Genomic DNA, 24,013 nt, shown 5'->3' on the forward strand with positions numbered 1-24,013 from the left:
CTGAGGCCCTTTATATTAAAAGTATCGGACACTACCAGAAAACAGCATATAACATAGCGAAAATAATAAAGATGGCATATGACGAGATATTAAATGCCGTACTCGTTTTAAACTCTTTCGCTGTCAGTATAATCGCCTTCGGATCATCATCACCTGTATTATTAGTCAAACTCACTACAAAAATACAAACGATAGTAAACAGGAATGTATATAGCATTTGATCTAAGAATGGCATACCAAATGGCATCAACTTAAGGAATAAGGCGAATGGAATTGATAAAACCACTCCCCAAATAGCGCCTTTAGACGTTGCTTTCTTCCAGTATATCCCTAATAAGAAGACCGCTAAAATCCCTGGGCTGACTAAACCAGTATATTCTTGAATATACTGAAACGCTTGCCCCAGATTTTTCAATAATGGTGCAATAAAACTCGCAATAATTAATGAAATAATGGCAGAAAAGCGACCGACATTAACTAAAACTTTTTGGCTAGCTTTAGGCGCAATGTACTCTTTATAGATATCCATCGTAAATATTGTCGCGATAGAGTTAAGCATTGAAGCTAATGAAGAGACAATTGCTGCAGTTAAAGCTGCAAATACAAGCCCTTTAACACCTGCAGGTAAAAATTGAGCTAACCATGGGTAAGCTTTATCCGCTTGTTCAAAGCTTGGCAAATTAAATGTCGCATATTCTCCTAATCCAGCCAATAAAGCAGGGTCATTTACAATAACATAAGCTGCTATTCCCGGTATAACCACAATGATAGGCAATAAAAATTTAATAAAGGCAGCAAAAACTAATCCTTTTTGCGCTTCATTTGTTGATTTAGCCGCTAATGCTCTTTGAATAATATATTGATTAAATCCGAAATAGTATAAGTTAGCGACCCACAATCCCCCGAGTAAAACAGCGATACCCGGTAAATTTTCAAATTGAGGGTGGTCCTTACTAAGGATCATTTCGAAATGATCTGGTGCCGCTTGCGTTAATTGGCCTAACCCTGAGAAAAAGCCTTGTTCTCCGCCAATGTAGTCTATCGCTAAAAATGCAGTTAAAAAACCGCCAAGAATGAGCACAAAAACTTGAACAACGTCAGTCCATGCTACAGCAGATAACCCACCATAAACTGAATAGACGACAGCAAATATTGATAGCCCTGCAATCGCATACATCATTGGTACATTTAGAATCGTTTCTAATGCTAATGCACCTAAATATAATACGGAGGTTAGATTTACAAAAACAAATAACCCTATCCAGAAAATAGCCAGAATTGTTTTTAACGATTTATTGTAACGTTTCTCAACAAACTCCGGTATTGTATAGATTCCTTCTTTTAAAAAAATTGGTAATATAAATTTAGCTACAACCACTAATCCTATTGCAGCAATCCATTCATATGCTGAAATCGCTAACCCAATTGAAAAACCAGAACCAGACATGCCGATAAATTGCTCTGCGGATATATTCGCTGCAATTATTGAGGCACCTATCGCCCACCAAGGTAAGCTTTTACTTGCAAGAAAATAATCCTCAGTTGTTTTTGTTTGACCATTTTTCGTTCTGGAAACCCATAAGCCAATTCCAATAATAACGATCGCATAAGTAATAAAAATCACATAGTCTAAAGTACTTAAACCAATTATTTCTGTGTTCATAGTGTATTCTCCACACTAATCTTGCATAACGGCACTACGACCGCCATCAATTAAAATTGTTGTCCCTGCAATAAAACCAGCATCATTACTCGATAGAAATAAACAAAGCTTACCTACTTCTTCCGGCTTACCTATCCGCTTAACACAATGCTTATTTTCAATTTCTTGGCGTGCTTTATGTGAATCAGCAAAAGAGTCAAAATAGGTTTGATTACCTTCTGTATCAATAAAACCCGGTGCAATACCGACCGTTCTTATTGTGGGTCCCCAATTTAACATTAAGCTTTGAACGAGAGATAGAAGAGCCCCTTTGCTAATATTATAAGGTGCGCATTCTGGTAATGTGTGATATGCATGATTAGATGTAATAATAATAATTACGCCATTACTTTTTTCTAATAATGGCTTAAACGCTTTAGCCATTCTCCAATGTGATTTTAAATTCAAGTCAAAATTGTGATCCCAATCTTCTTCCTCACAATCGATACCTTTGAATATATTTTTCCCTGCATTTGAAACTAAAATATTAATTACCCCAAACTTTTCACTTACTATTTTTGAAAAACTTGTGATTTCGTCTTTTTTAGAAACATCAACTTCATAATAATGAAAATTATCAATGTATTTTTCTGCTAAAAGAGAAATGTTTTTATTTTCAGGTTCACAAGCGCATCCAATAACAATATCTCCATTCTTCAAATACGTTTCACAAATACTATAGCCAATACCTTGACTGACGCCAGTAACAACAACGACTCTAGAATTATTATTCATATTAAGATACCTGTTCTATCTTTTGCTATGTTTATTAATTATTTTTTATTTCAGGATTAACTAATTTAGCGGGAATGAGAAATATCAAAGGTGCACACAAAGCAAGAAAACCGGCTAAAATAAGTAACCCAATACCAGAACTACCTGTTAAATCATTTAACCATCCTAAAACTGTCGGCCCAAAAAAACCTGCCAGATTTCCAACCGAGTTGACTAACGCTATACCAGCAGCTGCAGCAGTTCCTGAGAAAATCGCACCCGGTAAACTCATATAAGTAGGGATCAGAGCTAAAGTTCCTGAAATCGCAACACAAATCCAAAACATCATTGCTATTGTTGAACCTTCATTTAAAGAACTAAATACTAGCCCTATAGAACCTAATATCGCAGGAATAGCAATATGCCAACGTCTCTCTTTTTTAAGATCTGAGTGATAACTATTCCACAACATAAATACAGAACCAAATAAATAGGGTAATGCAGCTATAAAGCCAATTGATAAGTCATCAGTTATCCCAGACGATTTAATGATAGATGGCAACCAGAAATTAATTCCATAATAACCAATATTAAAACTAAAGAAAATCAGTGATAATAGCCAAACATATTTATTTTTTAACAAATCTTTCAAACTAACAGCAATTTTTCCATCGCTATTTTTCTTCTTTTGCTCTCCATCTTTTTTTAGATCATTTTGTATGACCAATTTCTCTTCATCTGTTAACCATTTTGCTGATTTAACATCATTATCTAAATATTTTAAAACAACAAAAGCCAATAAAAATGAAGGTATTGCTTCAACCAAGAAAAGCCATTGCCAATTGTACCAAGGCCCAACACCGTCAAATATTTTTAGAATAAAACCTGATAGTGGGCTACCTAAAATTGTCGATAAAGGTGTTACTAATATAAATAACCCCAATGTTTTAGCTGAACGCCATGATGGAAACCATAGCGTCAAGTAGAAAACAATCCCTGGAAAGAATCCCGCTTCCGCAACACCTAATAAAAAACGGACAACGTAGAATTGGGTCGGCGTTTGAACAAACATCGTTAATGCAGATAATATTGACCAACTGACCATTATTCTAGCGATCCAAAACCTCGCACCATATCGCTGCATTAATAAGTTGCTAGGTACTTCAAATAAAAAATAGCCAATAAAAAATATACCAGCGCCGAGCCCGTAAACTGTATTACTAAAGCTAAGATCCTCCTGCATATGTAATTTTGCGAAACCTACATTTACTCTATCTAGGTAAGCAAAAAAATAACATAGCACAAGGAAAGGAATTAACCTAAATATCACTTTCCTATAAACTTTATCTTTTTCTTTCTCTATTTTTTTATCATTTTCAGAGATCAGTGATGAATTAGCCATATCACCCCCCACCTTTAATTGGTGTTAAGTTAAATTCATTCATAAATTTAGCAATTATTTTCATATCATCATTATTCAGTGGGTAATTGGGTTTTCGACAATAATCGCTTTTTAAAATCCCTCTTTCATTTAGAATTGTTTTTTCTACTTGAATAATATATTCGCAATGTGTCATCCATTGAGTAATATATTTCAATAATCGGCCATGTAACTCCCTCGCTTTATCTTTTTCTTGATTTATCCAAAGACGATATATTTCGACATAAATTTCCGAAAAAGAGCAGCCTGGCATAACACCTTTCCCACCAATATCTAGCATGTCAAGCATATAGAGGCCTGCATAGCCATTAAGTACTACAGCATCAGGGGCATAGCTCAAGAATTCTTGGGTATATTCTGTCGGAGGATTACACTCTATTTTGAAAACCGCATTAGGATAAATTTCACTCCACTGCGCCATTTTTGATGGCGTAATAAGAAACCCCGTTTCATTGGGAGCATATTGCAACATAACAGGAATTGATACTGATTCTAATACCTCTTGAATATGCTTCTCAACCGCAGCCTGAGATGGATTCAAAAAAAAGGGAGGAAGCAGCATCAATGCATCCGCACCAAGCTGTTCATATTTTTTTGCTCTTTTAACTGCATTTTCAGTTGAATGATCAGTGACTGACAATGCCTTATAAAAATTAACCTCTGATTGATTAAGGTAAATATCTGCTAGTAAATCACGCTCATAATCATTAAATTTAGCAAATTCACTCGCAACACCAAATAGCGTTGCACCATTAACACCAATCGAATTTAAATAAGAAATAATATTAGAAAAACCCTGTTCATCTATTTCACCATATTTATCAAATGGTGCAGCAATAATTGGATTAACACCAATTATGTCTTTAACTTGATATTTCATTACAGATCCTCATCATCAATAAATATAGCGCCAAGAGCTGCTGAAGAAGTACTTTTTCGATATAAACGTAAAAAACCACGGGGAACTTCTTTTCGAATTGGAGTCCAATTTTGCTTTCTAGAATCTAAAATTTCATCTGATACTTTTAGTGATATTTGTCGATTAGGAATATCTATAACTATAGAGTCACCATCTTCAATTAAACCAATAATCCCTCCTTCTACAGCCTCAGGAGACATATGGCCAACAAATAAACCTCGATTAGAGCCAGAGAATCTTCCATCTGTAATGAGTGCACAACTGTCTGATAAATTCATACCTTCGAGTAATTTCATCGGTAGGTACATTTCAGGCATGCCCGGCCCTCCTTTTGGCCCCTCATAACGTAGGACAAGAACGCTACCAGGTTTTACTTGACCATTCATAATTGCATCAACAGATTCTTTCTCACTATTAAAGGTGATTGCTTTGCCTTCAAAAAACATCAGGTTTTCAGGAACCGCGGCAGGTTTAACCACACAACCTAGAGGCGACAAATTACCTGTCAGAACCGCAATTCCTGACTCTTTGCGAACAGGATCACGCAAGGTTTTTATGACTTCTGGGCGTGTTGTCTTCACATTTCTGGCTAACAAAGCACCTTTTTCTTCACCATCAACAGTCATTGTGTCTGAAAATAAAATAGATGAAATTTCATGCTCGACGGCAGGAACGCCACCTGCTTCCCAATAATCAATCATGTCGTGCTCTGATGCGGGATATAAAGCAGATACTAGAGGAACTTTATAACTCAATTCATCAAATGATTTTAAAGGCAAGTGCCCTAGTCCTGCTTCATAATGAATCGCTTGTAAGTGAAGAATGGCATTCGTTGACCCGCCTGTTGCCAGTAGGTAAGCCATTGCATTATGTATAGATTTCTTATTAATAATTTGACGTGCGGTGATATCTTTCAGTACTAAAGAAACTATCTTTTTTCCTGACTCAATAGCAATCAACCTACGCTCCTTCGATACCGCAGGCAACGTGCTACCACCAGATAAAGACATCCCCATCGCTTCTGCAATACAGCACATCGTATTCGCTGTACCATACATTGTGCATGAACCTGGCCCAGGCTCTGCGATATTTTCTATATGTTCAAATTCGGCCTCATCGATTAACCCTTGTTTTTTCCATCCAATTGCTTCCGTTATTATGTTTCCGTCCCAATGTTTTCCTTTATATTCAGCTGGATACATTGGTCCACCATTAACAAGGATCGCAGGGACATCTAAACGCGCTGCGGCCATTAGCATAGCTGGAACTATCTTGTCACAAGAACCGAGTAGCACCATTCCATCAAATCGATGCGCCCTCATCATGCATTCAATAGAAGCGGTGATAACTTCACGGGATGCTAAGACATAACGCATACCAAAATGACCTTCCGCAATACCATCACAAGGCGCGATAGTACCGAAAACCATACCGACACCGCCTCCTTCATCGATCCCTTTTAATACATTTTCGGTAAGTTCATTTAGATTAACGTGACCCGCAGTTGCATTAGTGTAGCTATTAACTACCGCAATAACTGGGCGTTTTAATTGTTCTGTCGTGTGGCCACTTGCTTTATATAAAGCTCGTTTTAAAGCCCCACTGTCTCCTTGTAAACTCGGGTTAAAGTGTGTATTACAAGAAGAACACCCTCCACAATTACTCATTATTTTCTCCATCAATTTTTACAGTACAAATGTATTACTAGGTTGACCAATAAAATTTGTTTTAATGGACGTTACCATTCCATCATTTATCGTTATTTTTTCTAATCCGTCATAAGCAGAAGTTACATAAAGAGTTGAATAGTCAATTCCTGAAAATAGGCAACTTGTTGGTTGAGAGGAATCAACTATTATTCTTCCTATTAATTGCATTGAATTATTCAGGTCGTATAAAGCGAGACATTTATCTCCCCAGCAAGCATTAATTAAAATACCCTCTTTGGTTAGAGCTGAACCATCTGCAATATAATTAACTGGATACTCTTTAATCGCTTTTGTATTTAAATCTTTTCGATAAAAAACTTTACGTCCTGAGTCTGCAAACCAAAACCCACCGCCAAACCACTGCATGGTATTCGGGATTAGTAAATTAGAATGAATACAGTTCAATTCCTTTCTTTCAGCATTGAACTCATAAATCACACCAATAGGATTATTCGCATTTTTATCCATTACACTGATAAAAATATTTCCATCAGGTGAGACTTGGCATTCATTTGTTCTTATTTTTTTATTATTAAATTTAAATTCAAAGTAAACACTCAACTCTCTTGTCTTATAGTTTAAGACATAAATTCCATCGATATTAATCAAAACAAATAGGTCTTTTATATTTGTAGGTAAAACAGCACTTGTTAACGTTGGAATATTCTGTACTTCTACAGCATCACTTAAATTAGGGTAAAACCTAAACAATTTCCCTTTTTTAATATCAACCCAAAGTAGTGAATTCGTGTGATAACACCAAATTGGTGACTCACCCAATTCAGCTTGGGGGCTTTTTATAATTTTAGTATCAAATGCAAAAATACTTTTTGACATTATCGATTATTCCATGCATCAATTAATTCATCTGCATTTTTCAAAACTTCTTCAACGCTCATCGTTGGCTTATATAGGCTTCCACCAATACCGAATCCATTAGCTCCTGATTTTATATATGCGTTTAATTGATTCGAATCCGCGGAAATCCCCCCAACAGGAAAATATAAGCCTGTTTTAGGCAGAACAGTTAACATTGCACTCAGTACTTTTGGAGTGATCATATCTGCGGGATAAAACTTTAAAATATCTGCACCATATTCTATTGCATTAAAAGCTTCAGTCACTGTGTAAACACCAGGACAACTAATCATTTGTAGATCTTTAGTTTTTCGAACAACATCTTCATTCAAATTAGGCGATATAATAATTTCCCCACCAATATCTTTGATTTTTTGAACCTGTTCTGTTTTTAGAACGGTTCCTGCACCAATAATTGCTTGGTTACCAAACTCTTTAATTAACAATTCAATAACTTCATATGCATAATCAGTATTTAAGGGTACTTCTATATATTTTATCCCCTTATTAATCAAACCACGACAAACTGGAATTGCATGTTCTACCGTTAACCCTCTCAATATAGCAATAAATGGATATTTATTATTACTCCAATTCACCTTAAACTCTGTTCCATTTTTCATTTTAATTACCTAATTGATTAATTAATTTGTAAGCACCTTTTAGAAAGCACTCATTACCAGACACATACTCCATATTTAGTCCAAAGTATTTTCCTGCGACAATATATTTTTCACCTAATGACTCATTTGTAATAACCCATATTTTGTTTTCACACTCAACATTATTTAATTCGATTCCAATTAAAATCCCCGACAAGTAACTACCAACATACTCAGCAGGTATTTCTTTATTTAATTGTTTCGTTCTGGCAGAAAAAATTAAATGTGTAAATGGGATATTTTTCTTTGACTTTTCGAGTCCCATTAAGAAATATTTTTCATTATCAATCTGTTTTGGTAATCCTTTACCAATCATTGATGATTTTATTAATAAGGAGTAGAGTTCTCCCGTCATAAAGCTAGTAAAGGTTTTAATTTCACCATGAGAAATAACGCTGTGCTTACTATGTGTGCCAGGCAAAATTGCATAAGTATCCGCACTGTCTACTAATCCTAGTAATTGGGTTTCTTCTCCACGCATAACATCTGGTAATGCATACTGGCTTAGATTTTGAATACCTGGAACAATCCACGCTTTACTACCCCAGTATGTGGTTATTTCTTTCAGTGACTCAGTTAATCCCTTTGCGGTTATTGGTACTGCTTGATATGGAACTTCATACCACCCTTTTTGGGAACCAACCATTCCAGCTAATAAAATAGGAAGGTGCCCTTTCGATGTCAGCCAATGCTCAATATTACGGTGTAAAACAACATCAAATTGATTTTCAGTAACAGATAAAATCCCTTCGGTTCCAATAACCTCATCAATGACTTCATCTTTTTTCATTAAAAAGGCACGAAAATTTGTAGTACCCCAATCAACCGCGATCCAATACACTTTGTCCACCCCCCCCAATCTTGTAATACAAGTTTATATAATTTGTATCACATGATTTTATTGTGTCAACTAGCTCAAAATAGGAGGAAAATAATAAACAATTGATAATGCTGGATTTACTGGCATTTGTGGGATAATTTGTTTTTATTATTTGTTATCTACGTCTACTTTTTTGTAAGTATAAGATTTACCTTACAGTAAAAATAAACTGTATAGCTGACGGTAGAATCGATATCCGTTACGTTATTGTAATCACACGAACAAAGATCAGCAGGCAGTTGGACGTCAATCATGATAGATTGTTACAGTCCTCACTATTACATCAAAATAAGGTTTTAATTTAATGGCCGAGCCTCAGCAAACATTAGCTCAATCGATCATGCAACAAATCGGGATGCAAATTATTCTTGGGCATTATAAAGACAATATGCTGCCTGGTGAAAATGAGCTCGCACAACAATTTTCTGCGTCAAGAACGTCAATTCGCAATGCACTACAGCAACTTTCTAGTAAAGGGCTTATCTCTATTCAACCAAAGAAAAGAAGTGTTATTAATCCAAGAGATGAATGGAATTTTCTTGATTTCGACCTACTTAAATGGGTTGGCAAAGCAGGAGTTTCTCCTGAACTATTCAAACAGCTCGTTGTATTAAGACTCATGTTTGAACCTAATGCTTCTGCACTCGCCGCCAGCTTTGCTACAGGGGCAGATTTAGCAGACTTAGAGAAAGCCTGGTTTTTAATGCAAAAAGGCCATGAACAAGATTCTTTGGCTTTATTTGAACAAGGTGATATTGACTTCCACTACGCATTACTCAAAGCATGTCATAACCCTTTTTTATTCTCAATTGGGAATGCTATTCAAGAAGCACTCATTTTATCGTTTAAACATACGCAAGAAAAAAGTGCGAGAGAAACAACCGAGTCAGTTAAAATGCATAAATTATTGTTTGATGCGATCCGCTTAAAAGACAGCCATAACGCAAAAAAACTGATGAAAGAAATTATTTTAACTGCTGCGACTCGTCATTTTCCAAATTTAGATCAAGAAAAATATTTAGATATTTTAGATCACTAACTAAAATTGGCCATAATATTGATAGTTTCCAGATTCTATTTACACTATACATCGACTTCCCTACGTCATTTAAAGTATAAAAATGATGCAAACTTACACGAAGACAACTAAAGCGGATTAAATTTATACTAACTAAGATGTTATTATGTGAAAGCTAAGCCTATACTTATAAATAGTTGGTTATTTAATATTTGGAGTACAAAATGCTTAATATTGATCGTGAGAAACTCGCCAAACTTGCGGGAGAAGAGTTTAAAAAACAACGCACCTTTCTAATGATCTTATCCATTTTACTGTTAGCGGGTGGGCTTTTTTGTATCATCAACCCGATGATCTCCGGTATTGCCGTCAGTACAGTACTGGGCGTACTCCTGATTATTGGAGGTGTTGGTGCAATAGTCAGCATCTTAAGCACGGTGATTTATACTGGTTGGTCTCGGTTGTTTGGTTTTATTATTGGCCTTATTTATATTATTGTCGGCTACTCTTTCATTAAAGACCCATTAAAAAGTCTGGTCGCTTTGGCTATTTTAGTCGCAGCATTATTTATCGTGGGTGGAGTGATCCGGCTCTATGTCGGTTTCCAAAAAATTAGCTCAGCCAGTGGCTGGTTACAAATCATCATTGGGCTGCTAGATTTCTTTATTGCCTATTTACTCATCGGTAATGGCCCAATTACATCAATTACCTTACTGACAACCCTAATTGGGATCGAAATGGTGTTTAGTTCCTTTAGCTTATTCGCTTTACTCAGTGTATTTAAAAGCATTAGTAAGAATAACTAACCTTATAATGCCCCTGTAATAGGGGCATTTTTTTGCATTATTTCGCCTCCACGAAAAAAACAGTTAGCTAAAAAATGCGTAATCAATGATAAGCATTCGCAAATTGCAGCAAGATTGTTTAACCTAATAAAATGAGAAATAACGCAGGGACGAAATCGTGGGCAAACTGATTGAAAATTTTAAAAATTGGCTTCATACGGAAACCGCTCCGGTTTATCCTTACCCTGCTATTGATATTCGGCTATCAAAAAAATGCAAATTGCACATTGTGGGTAGTATCCATATGGGAACAGAAAATATGTTTCCTTTATCTGCCACATTACTCGATAAACTCAATTTCGCAGATGCCTTAATTGTTGAGGCAGATATCACTGAGACATCTCCCCCATTTCCTAATGATGCAGCAGAATATCTTCCTGTCGAGCAGCGGTTAACCCAAGATGAATATCATCTTTTTCAACAATATTGTTTAGAGCTCCGCCAATCCCCCGAGCGTTTTGATACCTTACCCTCATGGCAAATTGCCCTGATCCTACAAGCGACGCAAGCTCAAGAACTCGGGCTCAGAGGCCATTATGGTATTGACTACCAACTTATCCGTAATGCGCAATCACAACTCAAACCGATTATTGAGTTAGAAGGAACCGCCTCTCAAGTTGAATTGCTGCTTTCTTTACCTAATAATGGGTTAGCGTTATTACAAGATTCGTTGAACCACTGGCGTGCAAACGCGCGCTCGCTACAGACAATGATAAGCTGGTGGCTAGATTACCAACCCAACAATCGCGCCACTTTACCCAATACCTTTAGCGAAGACATTTACCAAGTATTGATGAAGCAACGAAATGCGAATTGGAGCGAACAGCTTAAGTCACTTCCTGATGGTAACTATGTTGTTGCCGTTGGTGCATTGCATCTGTTTGGTGAAAACAGTCTGGTAGAATATTTGCGAAATTAAGTTATACATAGAAGGCTCAAAATGACCCCAGCCGTTAAATTACTCGAGAAACAAAAAATTTCCTTCACATTACACCCCTACGATCACGACCCAAATGAAAGTAGCTTTGGTGATGAAGCCGTACGAAAACTTGGGTTAGATGCCAAACAAGTGTTTAAAACCTTATTAGTTGCACTCAATGGCGACCAAAAAACGTTAGCCGTTGCCGTTACCCCTGTTTCAGGGCAATTAGACTTAAAATTAGTCGCCAAAGTATTCAAAGTGAAAAAAGTAGAAATGGCTGATCCGCAAGTTGCGCAAAAAACAACTGGGTATTTACTCGGTGGCATTAGTCCATTAGGCCAAAAAAAACGTCTACCAACGGTAATTGACGACCAAGCTCAGCAATATGCCACACTGTTTATTTCAGGTGGAAAACGTGGGCTAGATATTGAACTTGCGCCTAACGATCTCGCAAAAGTACTGAATGCAACCTTCGCGGAAATACGGAAATAGTATTGCACTTTGATGATATTGGGGATTATTGGGTAGTATTAAACTAAAAAGCCCCACTGTGAAATAAAGTGAGGCTTTCAAGGTAATAATGGTTTAATTATTTATTATTATAAATAATTTCACCTTTTGGTTCATAATCTGCCGCTTTCAGAGGGGAATGCTTTTCAATATACCCTTTGAGAACTTCTGCATCGACAAAACCGGTATTAACGTAATTAGGGTGGTTGTCAATTTTTGGATAACCGTCTCCACCAATCGCATTGAAGTTCAAAGTTGCCATACGATAGGTTTTCTCTGGGTCAACTGGCTTACCATCAATTTTGACATCACTAATCGTGCCGTCTTTATTCAACGTTAAGTTCACATTGTAAAACTGGCCATACGCCCCTGCATCTGGTTTCATGTTTGCAACCGCAGTCAGGTATGAGATCACTTCATCGCCTTTGAAATCCACATAAACTAACTCATTGGCAAACGGCTGAACTTTAAGAACATCTTTATAAGTGATATCGCCACTTTCGATAGAATCACGAACACCACCACCGCTCATAATCGCGAAGTCAGCCCCTGCGCGTTCTTTCTGTGCGGCTAACAGAAGGTGCCCCATATTGGTTTGAACAAAACGTACTTTGCTGCGATCGCCTTCGAGTTTACCTTCAACAGATCCCACTTTAACGCTTAGTTGCTTGTCACCTTTTTCTTGATAAGGTGTCAGTAATTTCATCATATCAGGGTTATGAGCAATTTCTTGCGTATAGTAAACTCGCTCGCTAGTTCCATCTTCTTTTGTGACTTTTTTCTTCAAGTTAATTGGGATTAACTGGTAATGCTTCAGGGTAAACTTACCGTTTTTAAATTCAAAATCCGCGCGGCCAACATATTTACCCCATTCATGGGCTTGCACAATCCAAGTCCCATTTTGGTTATCTGGTGCACATGGTGTACCGGGTACATAGTCTTCTTGTTTGTAGTTTTTCTTTTCTTGAGACATACAAACAGGATCTTGTGAGTGACCACCCACTATCATATCTAAATAGCCTGCGGGTAAGCTGCGCGCCATTTCGACATCGCCTGGGGCATTGGAGCCATGATTGCCATCGTCATAGTGGCCCATATGCGTTGCGGCGATGATAATGTCTGGTTTCTCTGTCGCACGGAGCTCTTCAACCACTTTTTTGGCTTCGTCCGCAGGCACACGGAATTCAACATCAGGGAAGTTAGCAGGGTTACCGATACGCACAGTATCGTCGGTTGTCAGCCCCATTACTGCAATTTTTACACCTTGTTTATCAAAAACTTGGTAAGGTTTGAAAAGGCGTTTGCCTGTGCTGGTTTGATAAATATTGGCTGATAAAAACGGGAAAGTTGCCCATTTTTCTTGCTGACGCAGTGTTTCAAGTGGGTTATCAAACTCATGGTTTCCTAATGCCATCGCATCGTAACCCACTAAGTTCATTCCTTTAAAATCGGGTTCTGCATCTTGTAAATCAGACTCTGGTACACCGGTATTAATATCACCACCAGAGAGCAATAAAACACTACCCCCTTGTTTAGCGACTTCGTCACGGATTTCATCAACCACCGTTTTTTGCGCGGCTAAACCATATTCTCCATGGTCGTTGTGCCAGAAATGGCCGTGATGGTCATTGGTATGTAAAATGGTAATATTGTATGTTTTGTCTTTTTCCCACGCATTTGCCATAGTCGCGGGTATTAACGCTAACGATACCGTTAATGCGCATACGGATGCCTTAAATGCAAGTTTCATACATTTCTCCCTGCTGATATAGGAATTTTTATTCAGTCATATTAGATTATAGTTTGTCACTACCTGCTGTTTTATAGCACAAAAATATGATCAGGATTTGATACCTATTGCAGAATAAGAAATTCGTTTCATAAAAATGAGATCGTCATCAAATAATTAACCGGCACTAATTATTCACGTGATTTATTTATTCATTTAAATAAATTGTATTTCAGTTATATTGATAACAATTATGTAACACAGAAAGTTGATAATAATATGAGTGAGCAAACCACAAACCCTAGCAACCCAAGCCCGTCAAAGCCATTAAACAAAACGGGAAAAACGGTTTTTAGTATCCTAACGGCGATCAGTGTCTCTCATTTACTTAATGACATGATCCAGTCACTGATTTTAGCAATTTATCCTTTATTACAGTCTGATTTTTCATTAAGTTTTGCCCAAATAGGGATGATCACCCTCACTTATCAGATTACGGCATCATTACTTCAACCCATTATCGGCTATTATACTGATAAACACCCGCAACCATATTCTCTACCAATAGGTATGAGCTTTACGTTAACGGGATTAATATTGTTAGCAATGGCAGAAACCTTCCCGACCATATTACTTGCCGCAGCACTTGTTGGTACGGGCTCTTCCGTGTTCCACCCTGAATCTTCACGCGTTGCTCGTATGGCTTCAGGAGGACGACATGGCCTTGCACAATCCTTTTTCCAAGTGGGTGGTAACTTAGGGGCCTCCCTTGGGCCATTACTTGCAGCGCTGATTATTGAACCTTATGGAAAAGGCAATATTGGCTGGTTCTCACTGGCGGCTCTACTTGCAATTGTTATTTTGCTGCAAGTCAGTAGTTGGTACAAACACCAACACCGTGCCGCAAGTAAAAAGCCGATCAGTGCGGGAGATGTTAAAGTCTTACCACGCAAAGTCATTGTTGGCTCTTTAGCTGTCCTGTTAGTTCTAATTTTCTCCAAATACTTTTATTTGGCCAGTATTAGCAGCTATTACACCTTTTATTTGATCGATAAATTCGGTGTTTCTGTGCAAAATGCGCAAATTCATTTGTTTGTTTTCTTATTTGCCGTTGCCGCTGGCACGATGATTGGTGGGCCAATAGGTGATAAAATAGGGCGTAAGTACGTTATTTGGTTCTCAATCCTTGGTGTTGCACCATTTACCTTAATTTTACCCTACGCATCCCTCTATTGGACTGGGGTACTGACTGTCATTATTGGTTTGATTTTAGCCTCTGCATTTTCGGCTATTTTAGTCTACGCACAAGAGCTAATCCCCGGTAAAACTGGCATGGTATCAGGGTTGTTCTTTGGACTCGCATTCGGTATGGGGGGCGTTGGCGCAGCAGTTTTAGGCCATATCGCTGACCAGACCAGTATTGAACAAGTTTATCATTATTGCGCTTTCCTACCATTACTTGGGATTTTCACAGTATTACTGCCAAATATTGGCAATAAATAGATTTATTTTCTTATTTTACCCATACTTACACAAAAATAAGTATGGGTCTTTCCATCCATAATTCAAACAAATTTCAGATAAAAATCTCACAAACACAGCGATTGTAACGATTTAGCACCTTTAAGCTGTCTTTTTTTTTAAAACATTTCATTTTTTTAAGGAAATTTATCTCAAAAAAAGTTAGAATATAAAAACATGCAAATTGCATTTTAAAATGAAGGCCTCATTTTAAAAGTCAACGGCATGTACCCACCTTTCTATTTTTATATTCACCAGAGGAGACTAAATGGAGCATTCAACGCCCTTAATTACAACCATTGTTGGTGGTCTCGCCCTTGCATATTTGTTAGGTATGATCGCGCAGCGATTAAAAATTTCCCCTTTAGTTGGCTACCTTGCAGCCGGTGTCCTCGCAGGCCCATTTACTCCCGGGTTTGTCGCTGATGCAGCGCTTGCCCCTGAACTTGCTGAAATCGGTGTTATCTTACTGATGTTTGGGGTTGGCCTACACTTTTCATTAAAAGATTTACTTGCTGTTAAAGCTATCGCTATTCCAGGTGCCATTGCACAAATCGCAGTAGCCACTTTACTGGGTCTTGGCCTCTCTATGCTATTTGGCTGGGGAATATTTACAGGTGTTGTATTTGGCCTATGTTTATCCACCGCCAGTACCGTGGTATTACTACGTGCTTTAGAAGAACGTCAATTAATTGAAAGTCAGCGTGGGCAAATTGCTATCGGCTGGCTGATTGTTGAAGACTTAGCCATGGTCTTAACACTTGTTCTACTGCCTGCCGCTGCCGCTATTATGAACACGGATGACGCAAGTTTCAGTGAGCTCGCATTAGGCCTTGCATGGACAATTGGTAAAGTAGTTCTATTCATATTCATTATGATTGTCGTGGGTCGTAAAGTGATCCCATGGATTTTATCGCGTACCGCATCAACCGGTTCTCGTGAACTATTTACCCTTGCGGTTCTTGCTCTTGCATTAGGTATTGCCTATGCCGCTGTGGCAATTTTTGATGCTTCATTTGCCCTCGGTGCGTTCTTCGCAGGGATGGTATTAAATGAGTCTGAACTCAGCCATCGCGCTGCACAAGACACTCTGCCATTACGTGATGCCTTTGCGGTTCTGTTCTTTGTCTCGGTTGGGATGCTATTCGACCCAGTCGTATTAATTGAACAACCTTTAGGGATTTTGGGGGTTCTGGCCATTATCATTATTGGTAAATCTGCAGCAGCCTTGGTTCTTGTCAGGATGTTTGGGCACTCACGGCGAACAGCACTAACCATTTCTGTCAGTTTGGCGCAAATCGGTGAGTTTGCCTTTATCTTAGCTGGCATGGGCTTGACCCTTGGCGTGATGGATAAAGACGCTCAAAACTTGGTATTAGCGGGGGCAATTGTCTCTATTATGCTAAATCCTGTGTTATTTAGCTTATTAGATAAATACCTTGAGAAAACCGAGACTATCGAAGAGCAACTGCTGGAAGAGACTTTGGAAGAAGAAACTCAAGTTCCTGTCGATATCTGCGGCCACGCTATCATCGTCGGTTACGGCCGAGTCGGTGGCATGCTTGCAGACAAACTACGCAGAAAAGAAATTCCTGTCGTTGTCGTTGAAGATACCCGCGCTCGGTTTGAGGAACTTGCTGAAAATGGCTTTAGCGCAATTTTAGGTAATGGTGCAAATAAAGATATCATTAGCCTTGCACGTATTGAGTGCGCCAAAACATTGCTTTTAACCATTCCGAATGGTTATGAAGCTGGGGAAATTGTCGCAACAGCAAAAGAAATGAACCCTGATATCACTGTGATTGTTCGCGCCCATTATGATGATGAAGTCAGTTTTATCAAAGAACGAGGGGCTGAGCATATCATTATTGGTGAACATGAAATTGCTAAGTCCATGGCAACACTCATGTGCAATGATGTGGAAGAGTTCGGTTGTTCTATCGATGATTTTATTGATAACGACAATAAAAAAGTTGAAGGCAAAAACTTAGATGAATATCTAAAACCTAGCCACTAAACACCACCCTATTTTTAAAGCCGTAGCCTTTGGGTTACGGCTTTTTTACGCAAACTTTTTGCTCATCTCTTAGGTAGTATTCCGTAAACATAAATCATCTAGGAACTTACCGAATGAAAAAAACAGTTTTACTTTCTCTATTAACCTTGCTTGCTTCATCTGCTTATGCCGTTGAAAACTGTAGTGATGAACAACGGAATATGCATGATGATAATTTGCATTTGATGACGCAAAAAATCGTGTATGGCCCTATCAAAACAATTAAAACCGTAAACTATAGCTCAGCCCATACAGGTTCATCCTTAGACAGTAAAACACTTAAAATGGCATTTTTACCTTGCGGTGAACTAGAAAGCTATCAAAGTGAATCAAAATGGTTTTTAAATGGAGAGCTCAATTCATCACTGAAAAGAACAATCCAGAGAAAACCAACTTATCAAATGGTGAACCTGATTTCATTAGGTCAACCCGTGCAAAATATGGAAAGCAAGTTCACTTTTGAACAAGATCCATCCGGCAAAATATCAGCAGTCAAAACTCAAGATCAGGCAGGCAAAGACTACACTGTCACTGCTAAGTATAACAATGGCAAAATAGATTCGACAAAAGGGTTTTCTGAAGGGATGGAGGTGTTTTACCAATATTCTTATGATGACCAAGGTAGGTTAGCCGCTATTCATGGAAATTCAGGGCGTGATACTCGCCAATTTACTTATGACTCTGATGGCTTCTTTCAGAAAGAAACTCGGACAATTAAAATTGATACTGATGAGATAACTACCATTATTGAATGCCTAGAAACTGATAAATATGGTAATTGCTTAACTGAAACAGTAACCAATTCACATAGTAGCCAGCCAGCCCCTTTAATTGAGACGTTTAAATACCAGTACCAATACTATTAAAATTAATTAATATTCCACAAAAAATCCATGACGATAAAACGTCATGGATCATCAAGATAACTATAAATAAACGTTATTCTGCCATTTGTAGTTTAAACTCATCCCCCGTCCAAACTGGCAATCCTTGGTCTTTAAAAAATTGAATTTCCGCTGCTACGCCACCACTTTTTTCCCAGCCTGGTAATGTCAGCACAATTAAACCATCACAGCGCTTTAGAAATTCCATATCAATAGAAGACCAAGCAACCTTTTGCCCTTGTGAGGCAAGGTATTGGTTAATAGGATGGGTCATCGTGATTTGGCTGTAAGTAGCGATACCTTTAAGCGCAAGCTCCGCCGCAAATTTGGTACACTCTTGGAAGCGCATTTCCACAACATTGCTATCAGGATCTGAATAAGGGCAAGCAATAAAATAGAGGCTCATAATAATTCCTAGTATTGGCGTTAATCAAATTTCAGGTAAAGTAACCCTATGAAAAATAATTAAATATATTTCATAGAGTGTGTTTATAATTGAATGATAATAATTAAAACTTATTCAACATCCGCAACAATAATCTTCGTTTTAGGATGTTTTTTATTTTCAGGTAATTTAAATTCTTTGCTAGTTGTCACCAAATAATCAATATTTTCCCAACTCGTCACAAAATTAATCGCATGCTTATTGGCCTTTGTGCCATCCGCTAGTACCATTAATTTATCGCTATTTTCCATCATCTTTTGCGCAATTGCAGCTTCATCGACGTGCTGGTCCATCACACCATGCAGTGCGTGTATCGCCCCTGCGCCAATCACGGCGTAATCAGCAAAAAATTCAGCAATATTTTTTAGCGCAATCGCACCTAAGCACGCGTTTTGCGCTGCATTAAATTGCCCACCAATCAAAATTGTTTCGATGGTTGAGTTTTCTTGTAACGTATTTGCCAATAAAGGCGAATTCGTAATGACGGTTAAATTATCAATCAACTTGATTCTTTGGCTAAATTCAAAGGTGGTTGTGCCAAAATCAATAAACAATGTGTCTCCGGGTTTTATTAGCTCAGCCGCTTTTGCTGCAATCGCTTTTTTCTCATCAACCGCGGCTTGTGCTCTTTCCGTAAAATTACGCTCAAATTTTGACTGGATATTGACCGCCCCACCATGGACTTTTTTCAGTAACTTTTGTGTTTCAAGTTTACTAAGGTCACGACGGATAGTTTCTTGCGCGACATTAAAATGTTTTGCAAGCTCCTGTACGTAAACCTGGCCTTGAGTAGAAAGTAGCTCAATGATGGTTTGATGACGTACTTTTGAGGAACGTCCCTCACACATAGTTTAATCCTTCTTAACCATTTAACTTTCCAGCACTATACAACAGTGATACTAATTTCAGTAGCATCCCGTTGTATTTTTGTTAAATCAATATTTTTCAGTAAAATACGTCGTGTTGGTAAACAGCGATGGCGTTTTTCATATAACAGGGTATTTCCTGCCATAACTCGAATAGTTCCGCTCACGGGTTGTTCAACTTTGATATTAAAATCAATTTGTCGCACTGATAAATTATCAATATCAATACATGCAGGAACACTAAAACAAATTTTCGAGTCAAACTGCACAGGAATATGTTGGGTTTCTTTTAATTGTTGTTGATGATGATTCGCTAATAAATCGTCTGCTATCCGCCCCCCTGTCACTAAGCCTTCTTGATAACATTGGTCGCCCATATCGGCCGGATGCAACATATTGCCCGCAGCATAGTAACTGGCATCTGAGCAACGTCCATATTGGTCTGTTACCGGTTTTCCTGTCGCCGCATCAAACCCCAAATGACTTTTACGGATTAACGTGTTTTCACCGACAAATTGCCCGGTAAAAATGACCGAATCACACATAATTTTGTGGCTTTTACCTTTGGTTTCAACAATCACATATTCCACGCGATCTAATCCACCAATCTCCGTAATCTTACTGTTTAGATGAATGGGAGTCCCCATTGCCTTGGCAAATAACGTCGCGGGTTTAAAGGCTAAAATCCGTTCGCCACTTTCAATCATCGCTTGGGCTTTAACGCCTGCGTTTTTTAGTGTCCATAGCGCCGAAAAACTCACTAATTCACTGCCGACTATCACAGGATTACGGCAAGGCTTCTTACCATTTAAATAAACAAATTGCTGTAATGCCCCTGCCGTTAATACCCCTTGAGGGCGTAAGCCGGAGACCAAACGTGGGTGGCGTGGTGTTTCTCTTACCCCTGTTGCTATCAGAACCCGCTTAGCTTGCATTTCAACAAGGCCTTCTGGTGTTGAAACCGTTAATTTTCCATTAGGCTGTAATGCCGTTACCGTACTACGGGTGAAAATCGGCGTATTTCCCAGTTGATTGACAATTTTTTCTGCAAATTGATTGCCTTTCATCGGGCGCTTGAATGCGAGTATGCCAAAAGTTGGGTGTTGGCAATGACGCGGAACACCGCCTGCCTGCGCTTCACGTTCAATAATGGCAATATTTTGAATACCGCGACGACGCAAAGCCTGTGCCGCAGCAACACCAGTAGGACCCGAGCCAATGATAATCACATCATAATTTAAACTCATTTTACGGCCTCCACTGCCAGTGTGTGGTCGAAACGACCATTAATGATTTCAGCCACCTGGCTACTACAATAAAACCCATTACAGCGCCCCATCATCACTCGCGTTCTGCGGCGTAAAGCGCCTAAACACTCGGGAGGAATATCCGAATCAAATGCGGCTTCAATCTCCCGCTGAGTCACTAATTCACAATGGCAAACAATACCGCCATTGCTTTTGCATTGGTAATCCCGTTGATGATATTCAGAAATCATTGGCATAGTGGGCCAAATGAGCGCTTCTGGCGGTGATAATTCAAAAAGTGGTGTGAAGTTTTCTTGATACAATTTACCAAGATAGCTCGCCACACCTAACGCTGAGGTTAAGCCTGTGGAACGAATTCCCCCCGCACATATCCACTGCTTTTCAGGGTAATCATTAATGCGGTAATATTTCTCTTCTGTCGCAGGACGTAACCCCGCATAGGTTGCGGTCACACTGTAATTGTGCAATGAAGGTAACATACGCGAACCTTGAGCAATTAAGTCCTCAAGGACTTCCTGTTTTACCTCAGCTTTCCAACGGTCATTTTGTTCTTCCGCTGTTGGGCCAAGCAAGAGGTTGCCGAAGATGGTTTTTGATAACAAAACACCTTTTGTGATGGCCGTTGGCACAGGCAAGATAATCGCATTGATATCTGCCGCTGCGGCTTTATCATAAACAAGAAACTGCCCTTTACGTGGTTTTATTTGAAACGGTGATGGGTGGCAAATGGATTCAACAATATCCCCATTAATTCCTGCACAGTTAATGACTAAACGGGCAGAAAACTCACCTTTTGATGTGGTTAAATTCCATACTCCATCATTAAGTGCTCCGCCGCTTACCTCACAATGAAAACGGTATTCAGCCCCATGTTTCACAGCTTGAGTTAAATACGAAAGCGGTGTACTCCATGGGTCGATAACCGCCTCACCGGGAACAGAAACGGCTGCTAGAGCACCTTCCGCTAAATGTGGTTCTCTACGATAGAGCTCTTCTTTATCAATAATTGCCACATCTAATACATTGTTAGTATGCGCTTGTTCGACTATCGCAGGTAATTTACTGAGTTGCTCATCATTCCATGCAACCACTAATGCCCCTGTTTCAAGAAGAGGTAAATTCATTTTTTCTCTAATTTCAATGAATTCACGATACCCTTCTTGCATGCACTCAAGCTCTAGACTCCCTGGTGTGGCGTCAAAACCTGTATGTAATAGCGCACTATTTGCCTTACTTGCTCCCGAAAGGATGTCACCGCCACGTTCGAGTAACAACGTGTTGGCTCCCATCAGTGTGAATTTGCGTGTCACTGCACAGCCAATGACACCACCGCCGATGACAATGACATCCCAAATTTTTTTATTATTAATATCCATGGCTGAGATCCTTAACTTAAAACTTGCACACATAAAACCACATAATTCCCACAATCACAATAAATAAAACAACACAAAGAACAACAACAACCAAAAACTTACTCACATTGTTACTTTATTGTGATTTTTGTCACATTAGTGAAACTTACTGTGAGTTTTTTGTGGATTTTATTTCCGATTGAACGATAGTAAGCAAAAAAACAGACCTATTTACAACATTTATAACACTGGGAACATTGTGATGCTCAATCAACGTTATGCGGCTATCGATCAGGGAACAACGGGAACCCGGGTCGTTGTCTTTGAAGAAGGCGGCCATTATCACTCCCCTATGAGCATTCCTCATAAGCAAATCACATTAAATAGTGGTTGGGTTGAACACGACCCAGAGGAAATACTGGCAAACATCATTAAGTGCTTACACAGTTGTGAAGTTGTTGATGCTATTGGGCTTTGTCACCAAGGTGAAAGCATTGTGGCATGGGATGCGGACAGCAAGCGCCCTTTATATAATGCCATTGTCTGGCAAGACTTACGGACAGAAAAAACTATCTCAATGCTCAAAGAGGCAGGATTAGAGCCACTGGTGCAATCTAAGTCGGGATTACCTCTCGACCCGTATTTTTCCGCCAGCAAAATGGGGTGGATAATTGAAAATGTCGTCGGCGCGAAAACATTAGCGGATAAAAATAAACTGCGTATCGGTACGATGGATGCTTTTTTTCTCGACCGCTTATGTGGCGTATTCGTCACCGACTATAACTCTGCATCTCGAACGTCATTACTCAACATTCATACCTTGGAATGGGACCAAGAGCTATGTGACATTTTTGGTGTTCCCATCCACTGTTTACCGCCTATTAAGGACAATATTGGTGACTTTGGCGCAATAAATCTCGATGGGCATCTCACACCAGTCACCGCCATTATTGTTGACCAATTTGCAGGCACATTTGGCCATGGTTGTCGTGAAAAAGGCGATGCAAAAATTACCTTCGGTACAGGCGCTTTCTTACAAGCATTGACTGGCACCGATATTCCACAAACTCATCACAGTGGTTTATTACCCACACTCTGCTGGAAGTTCCCCAATCAGCCCCCTGTCTTTGGGTTAGATGGCGGCGTATACAACGCAGCATCAGCCATCAATTGGGCTCGTAAAATCGGTTTATTTGACTCATTCGATGAACTCGGTGATTTCAGGGCTGAATCCGCTATTAAACGTGGTCTCGCCTTTGTCCCTGCGTTATCGGGTTTAGGGTGCCCATACTGGGATCGCAGTGCCGCAGGTCTCTGGGCTGGGCTTTCATTAGATACTGACAAAAAAGACATGATGCAGTCTGTCTTGGAAGGTATAGCAGCACGCTCTGCTGAAGTTATTTTTGCAATGGAAAAAATTTCACCACTAGGCCAATCAATCTCAGTCGATGGAGGGCTTTCTTCAAATCAATATTTTAAGCAGTTTTTAGCGAATTTATTACAAAAAGACATTGAAGCACCAGCAAACCGTGAAGTCACCGCACTAGGCGCAGCCTTGCTAGCTCGCAAAGGCATCGGTATCACTCACGAAATGGCGGTAAGACGCAACGCGACTGTGACGCATCCTGATGGAACGAACATGCAAGGTGTGATGGAACAATATCACGACATCATTGCCCGTTCTCGCCAATTAAGACACTAAAATAATA

Annotated in this window: 21 protein-coding genes; 8 read left to right on the top strand and 13 right to left on the bottom strand. The window is 39.0% G+C overall.

Annotated elements, in window-relative coordinates; translation table 11 throughout:
- Window positions 1-31 precede the first annotated feature (31 nt).
- Genes M0M83_RS15035 through M0M83_RS15070 form a run of 8 tightly spaced genes read right to left on the bottom strand, consistent with a single transcriptional unit; the run spans window position 32 to window position 8,846 of the window.
- Window positions 32-1,663, bottom strand: coding sequence for a sodium/sugar symporter (locus M0M83_RS15035; protein ID WP_125891552.1), 1,632 nt, complete (start codon window positions 1,661-1,663; stop codon window positions 32-34).
- A 15-nt stretch (window positions 1,664-1,678) separates the two neighbouring features.
- Complete coding sequence (locus M0M83_RS15040; protein ID WP_125891553.1) at window positions 1,679-2,437, bottom strand: SDR family NAD(P)-dependent oxidoreductase; 759 nt, start codon at window positions 2,435-2,437, stop codon at window positions 1,679-1,681.
- A gap of 34 nt (window positions 2,438-2,471) precedes the next feature.
- Window positions 2,472-3,818: an MFS transporter gene (locus M0M83_RS15045; protein ID WP_248466853.1), complete on the bottom strand. Its 1,347-nt coding sequence runs from the start codon at window positions 3,816-3,818 to the stop codon at window positions 2,472-2,474.
- 1 nt (window position 3,819) lies between these two features.
- Window positions 3,820-4,737, bottom strand: coding sequence for a dihydrodipicolinate synthase family protein (locus tag M0M83_RS15050; protein WP_125891555.1), 918 nt, complete (start codon window positions 4,735-4,737; stop codon window positions 3,820-3,822).
- Entirely contained in the window at window positions 4,737-6,443 is a 1,707-nt protein-coding gene (gene ilvD, locus M0M83_RS15055) for a dihydroxy-acid dehydratase (RefSeq protein WP_213913910.1), read from the bottom strand. The genes M0M83_RS15050 and ilvD overlap by 1 nt, the downstream gene beginning before the upstream one ends.
- A gap of 18 nt (window positions 6,444-6,461) precedes the next feature.
- Window positions 6,462-7,322 carry an SMP-30/gluconolactonase/LRE family protein gene (locus tag M0M83_RS15060; protein WP_248466854.1) on the bottom strand — a complete coding sequence of 287 codons (861 nt, stop codon included), beginning with the start codon at window positions 7,320-7,322 and terminating at the stop codon, window positions 6,462-6,464.
- Window positions 7,322-7,966 carry a 2-dehydro-3-deoxy-6-phosphogalactonate aldolase gene (locus tag M0M83_RS15065; RefSeq protein WP_125891558.1) on the bottom strand — a complete coding sequence of 215 codons (645 nt, stop codon included), beginning with the start codon at window positions 7,964-7,966 and terminating at the stop codon, window positions 7,322-7,324. The genes M0M83_RS15060 and M0M83_RS15065 overlap by 1 nt, the downstream gene beginning before the upstream one ends.
- A 1-nt stretch (window position 7,967) precedes the next feature.
- A complete protein-coding gene (locus tag M0M83_RS15070) occupies window positions 7,968-8,846 on the bottom strand; it encodes a 2-dehydro-3-deoxygalactonokinase (protein WP_248466855.1) in 879 nt (292 codons plus the stop codon).
- A 343-nt stretch (window positions 8,847-9,189) separates the two neighbouring features.
- Here M0M83_RS15070 and M0M83_RS15075 point away from each other — a divergent pair, with 343 nt between their 5' ends.
- The 4 genes from M0M83_RS15075 (at window position 9,190) to ybaK (ending at window position 12,162) form a co-directional block, all read left to right on the top strand.
- On the top strand, window positions 9,190-9,924 hold the full coding sequence (locus M0M83_RS15075) for a FadR/GntR family transcriptional regulator (protein WP_125891560.1): 735 nt from the start codon (window positions 9,190-9,192) through the stop codon (window positions 9,922-9,924).
- Between the two features lie 203 nt (window positions 9,925-10,127).
- Window positions 10,128-10,709 (top strand): HdeD family acid-resistance protein, encoded by a 582-nt coding sequence (locus M0M83_RS15080; protein ID WP_125891561.1) that lies wholly within the window; start codon window positions 10,128-10,130, stop codon window positions 10,707-10,709.
- Between the two features lie 157 nt (window positions 10,710-10,866).
- Complete coding sequence (locus tag M0M83_RS15085) at window positions 10,867-11,667, top strand: TraB/GumN family protein (RefSeq protein ID WP_248466856.1); 801 nt, start codon at window positions 10,867-10,869, stop codon at window positions 11,665-11,667.
- 21 nt (window positions 11,668-11,688) lie between these two features.
- Window positions 11,689-12,162, top strand: a complete 474-nt coding sequence (gene ybaK / locus M0M83_RS15090) for a Cys-tRNA(Pro)/Cys-tRNA(Cys) deacylase YbaK (protein WP_248466857.1) — start codon at window positions 11,689-11,691, stop codon at window positions 12,160-12,162.
- A gap of 97 nt (window positions 12,163-12,259) precedes the next feature.
- Here the strand turns inward: ybaK and ushA are convergent, their stop codons facing one another.
- A complete protein-coding gene (ushA, locus tag M0M83_RS15095; protein WP_248466858.1) occupies window positions 12,260-13,930 on the bottom strand; it encodes a bifunctional UDP-sugar hydrolase/5'-nucleotidase UshA in 1,671 nt (556 codons plus the stop codon).
- A gap of 258 nt (window positions 13,931-14,188) precedes the next feature.
- Between ushA and M0M83_RS15100 the strand changes: the two genes are divergently transcribed.
- The 3 genes from M0M83_RS15100 (at window position 14,189) to M0M83_RS15110 (ending at window position 18,352) form a co-directional block, all read left to right on the top strand.
- Entirely contained in the window at window positions 14,189-15,412 is a 1,224-nt protein-coding gene (locus M0M83_RS15100; RefSeq protein WP_213913904.1) for an MFS transporter, read from the top strand.
- Window positions 15,413-15,698: 286 nt separating this feature from the next.
- Window positions 15,699-17,447 carry a YbaL family putative K(+) efflux transporter gene (gene ybaL, locus M0M83_RS15105; protein ID WP_125891566.1) on the top strand — a complete coding sequence of 583 codons (1,749 nt, stop codon included), beginning with the start codon at window positions 15,699-15,701 and terminating at the stop codon, window positions 17,445-17,447.
- Between the two features lie 113 nt (window positions 17,448-17,560).
- The gene (locus M0M83_RS15110; protein ID WP_125891567.1) at window positions 17,561-18,352 is read left to right on the top strand and encodes an RHS repeat domain-containing protein; all 792 of its coding nucleotides are present in this window, start codon (window positions 17,561-17,563) and stop codon (window positions 18,350-18,352) included.
- A 73-nt stretch (window positions 18,353-18,425) separates the two neighbouring features.
- Here M0M83_RS15110 and M0M83_RS15115 read toward each other — a convergent pair whose 3' ends face one another.
- The 4 genes from M0M83_RS15115 to M0M83_RS15130 form a co-directional block, all read right to left on the bottom strand.
- Window positions 18,426-18,776, bottom strand: a complete 351-nt coding sequence (locus tag M0M83_RS15115; RefSeq protein ID WP_125891568.1) for a DUF1937 family protein — start codon at window positions 18,774-18,776, stop codon at window positions 18,426-18,428.
- A 110-nt stretch (window positions 18,777-18,886) separates the two neighbouring features.
- Window positions 18,887-19,663: a DeoR/GlpR family DNA-binding transcription regulator gene (locus M0M83_RS15120; protein WP_102139387.1), complete on the bottom strand. Its 777-nt coding sequence runs from the start codon at window positions 19,661-19,663 to the stop codon at window positions 18,887-18,889.
- 35 nt (window positions 19,664-19,698) lie between these two features.
- Window positions 19,699-20,928: an NAD(P)/FAD-dependent oxidoreductase gene (locus M0M83_RS15125; protein ID WP_213913902.1), complete on the bottom strand. Its 1,230-nt coding sequence runs from the start codon at window positions 20,926-20,928 to the stop codon at window positions 19,699-19,701.
- Window positions 20,925-22,325 carry an NAD(P)/FAD-dependent oxidoreductase gene (locus tag M0M83_RS15130; RefSeq protein ID WP_125891570.1) on the bottom strand — a complete coding sequence of 467 codons (1,401 nt, stop codon included), beginning with the start codon at window positions 22,323-22,325 and terminating at the stop codon, window positions 20,925-20,927. Before M0M83_RS15130 ends, M0M83_RS15125 begins: the two co-directional genes overlap by 4 nt.
- Window positions 22,326-22,566: 241 nt before the next feature.
- On the opposite strand from M0M83_RS15130, the gene M0M83_RS15135 reads away from it, so the two are divergent.
- Window positions 22,567-24,006 carry an FGGY family carbohydrate kinase gene (locus tag M0M83_RS15135; RefSeq protein ID WP_213913901.1) on the top strand — a complete coding sequence of 480 codons (1,440 nt, stop codon included), beginning with the start codon at window positions 22,567-22,569 and terminating at the stop codon, window positions 24,004-24,006.
- Window positions 24,007-24,013 lie beyond the last annotated feature (7 nt).

This window comes from Providencia rettgeri, assembly GCF_023205015.1.
Classification (GTDB): Bacteria; Pseudomonadota; Gammaproteobacteria; order Enterobacterales; family Enterobacteriaceae; genus Providencia; species Providencia rettgeri_E.

Excerpts from the sequence above, each read along its gene's own strand:
- M0M83_RS15035 (WP_125891552.1), bottom strand. The coding sequence starts at position 1,663 with ATGAACACAGAAATAATTGGTTTAAGTACTTTAGACTATGTGATTTTT.
- M0M83_RS15040 (WP_125891553.1), bottom strand. The coding sequence starts at position 2,437 with ATGAATAATAATTCTAGAGTCGTTGTTGTTACTGGCGTCAGTCAAGGT.
- M0M83_RS15045 (WP_248466853.1), bottom strand. The coding sequence starts at position 3,818 with ATGGCTAATTCATCACTGATCTCTGAAAATGATAAAAAAATAGAGAAA.
- M0M83_RS15050 (WP_125891555.1), bottom strand. The coding sequence starts at position 4,737 with ATGAAATATCAAGTTAAAGACATAATTGGTGTTAATCCAATTATTGCT.
- ilvD (WP_213913910.1), bottom strand. The coding sequence starts at position 6,443 with ATGAGTAATTGTGGAGGGTGTTCTTCTTGTAATACACACTTTAACCCG.
- M0M83_RS15060 (WP_248466854.1), bottom strand. The coding sequence starts at position 7,322 with ATGTCAAAAAGTATTTTTGCATTTGATACTAAAATTATAAAAAGCCCC.
- M0M83_RS15065 (WP_125891558.1), bottom strand. The coding sequence starts at position 7,966 with ATGAAAAATGGAACAGAGTTTAAGGTGAATTGGAGTAATAATAAATAT.
- M0M83_RS15075 (WP_125891560.1), top strand. The coding sequence starts at position 9,190 with ATGGCCGAGCCTCAGCAAACATTAGCTCAATCGATCATGCAACAAATC.
- M0M83_RS15080 (WP_125891561.1), top strand. The coding sequence starts at position 10,128 with ATGCTTAATATTGATCGTGAGAAACTCGCCAAACTTGCGGGAGAAGAG.
- ybaK (WP_248466857.1), top strand. The coding sequence starts at position 11,689 with ATGACCCCAGCCGTTAAATTACTCGAGAAACAAAAAATTTCCTTCACA.
- ushA (WP_248466858.1), bottom strand. The coding sequence starts at position 13,930 with ATGAAACTTGCATTTAAGGCATCCGTATGCGCATTAACGGTATCGTTA.
- M0M83_RS15100 (WP_213913904.1), top strand. The coding sequence starts at position 14,189 with ATGAGTGAGCAAACCACAAACCCTAGCAACCCAAGCCCGTCAAAGCCA.
- ybaL (WP_125891566.1), top strand. The coding sequence starts at position 15,699 with ATGGAGCATTCAACGCCCTTAATTACAACCATTGTTGGTGGTCTCGCC.
- M0M83_RS15110 (WP_125891567.1), top strand. The coding sequence starts at position 17,561 with ATGAAAAAAACAGTTTTACTTTCTCTATTAACCTTGCTTGCTTCATCT.
- M0M83_RS15115 (WP_125891568.1), bottom strand. The coding sequence starts at position 18,776 with ATGAGCCTCTATTTTATTGCTTGCCCTTATTCAGATCCTGATAGCAAT.
- M0M83_RS15120 (WP_102139387.1), bottom strand. The coding sequence starts at position 19,663 with ATGTGTGAGGGACGTTCCTCAAAAGTACGTCATCAAACCATCATTGAG.
- M0M83_RS15125 (WP_213913902.1), bottom strand. The coding sequence starts at position 20,928 with ATGAGTTTAAATTATGATGTGATTATCATTGGCTCGGGTCCTACTGGT.
- M0M83_RS15130 (WP_125891570.1), bottom strand. The coding sequence starts at position 22,325 with ATGGATATTAATAATAAAAAAATTTGGGATGTCATTGTCATCGGCGGT.
- M0M83_RS15135 (WP_213913901.1), top strand. The coding sequence starts at position 22,567 with ATGCTCAATCAACGTTATGCGGCTATCGATCAGGGAACAACGGGAACC.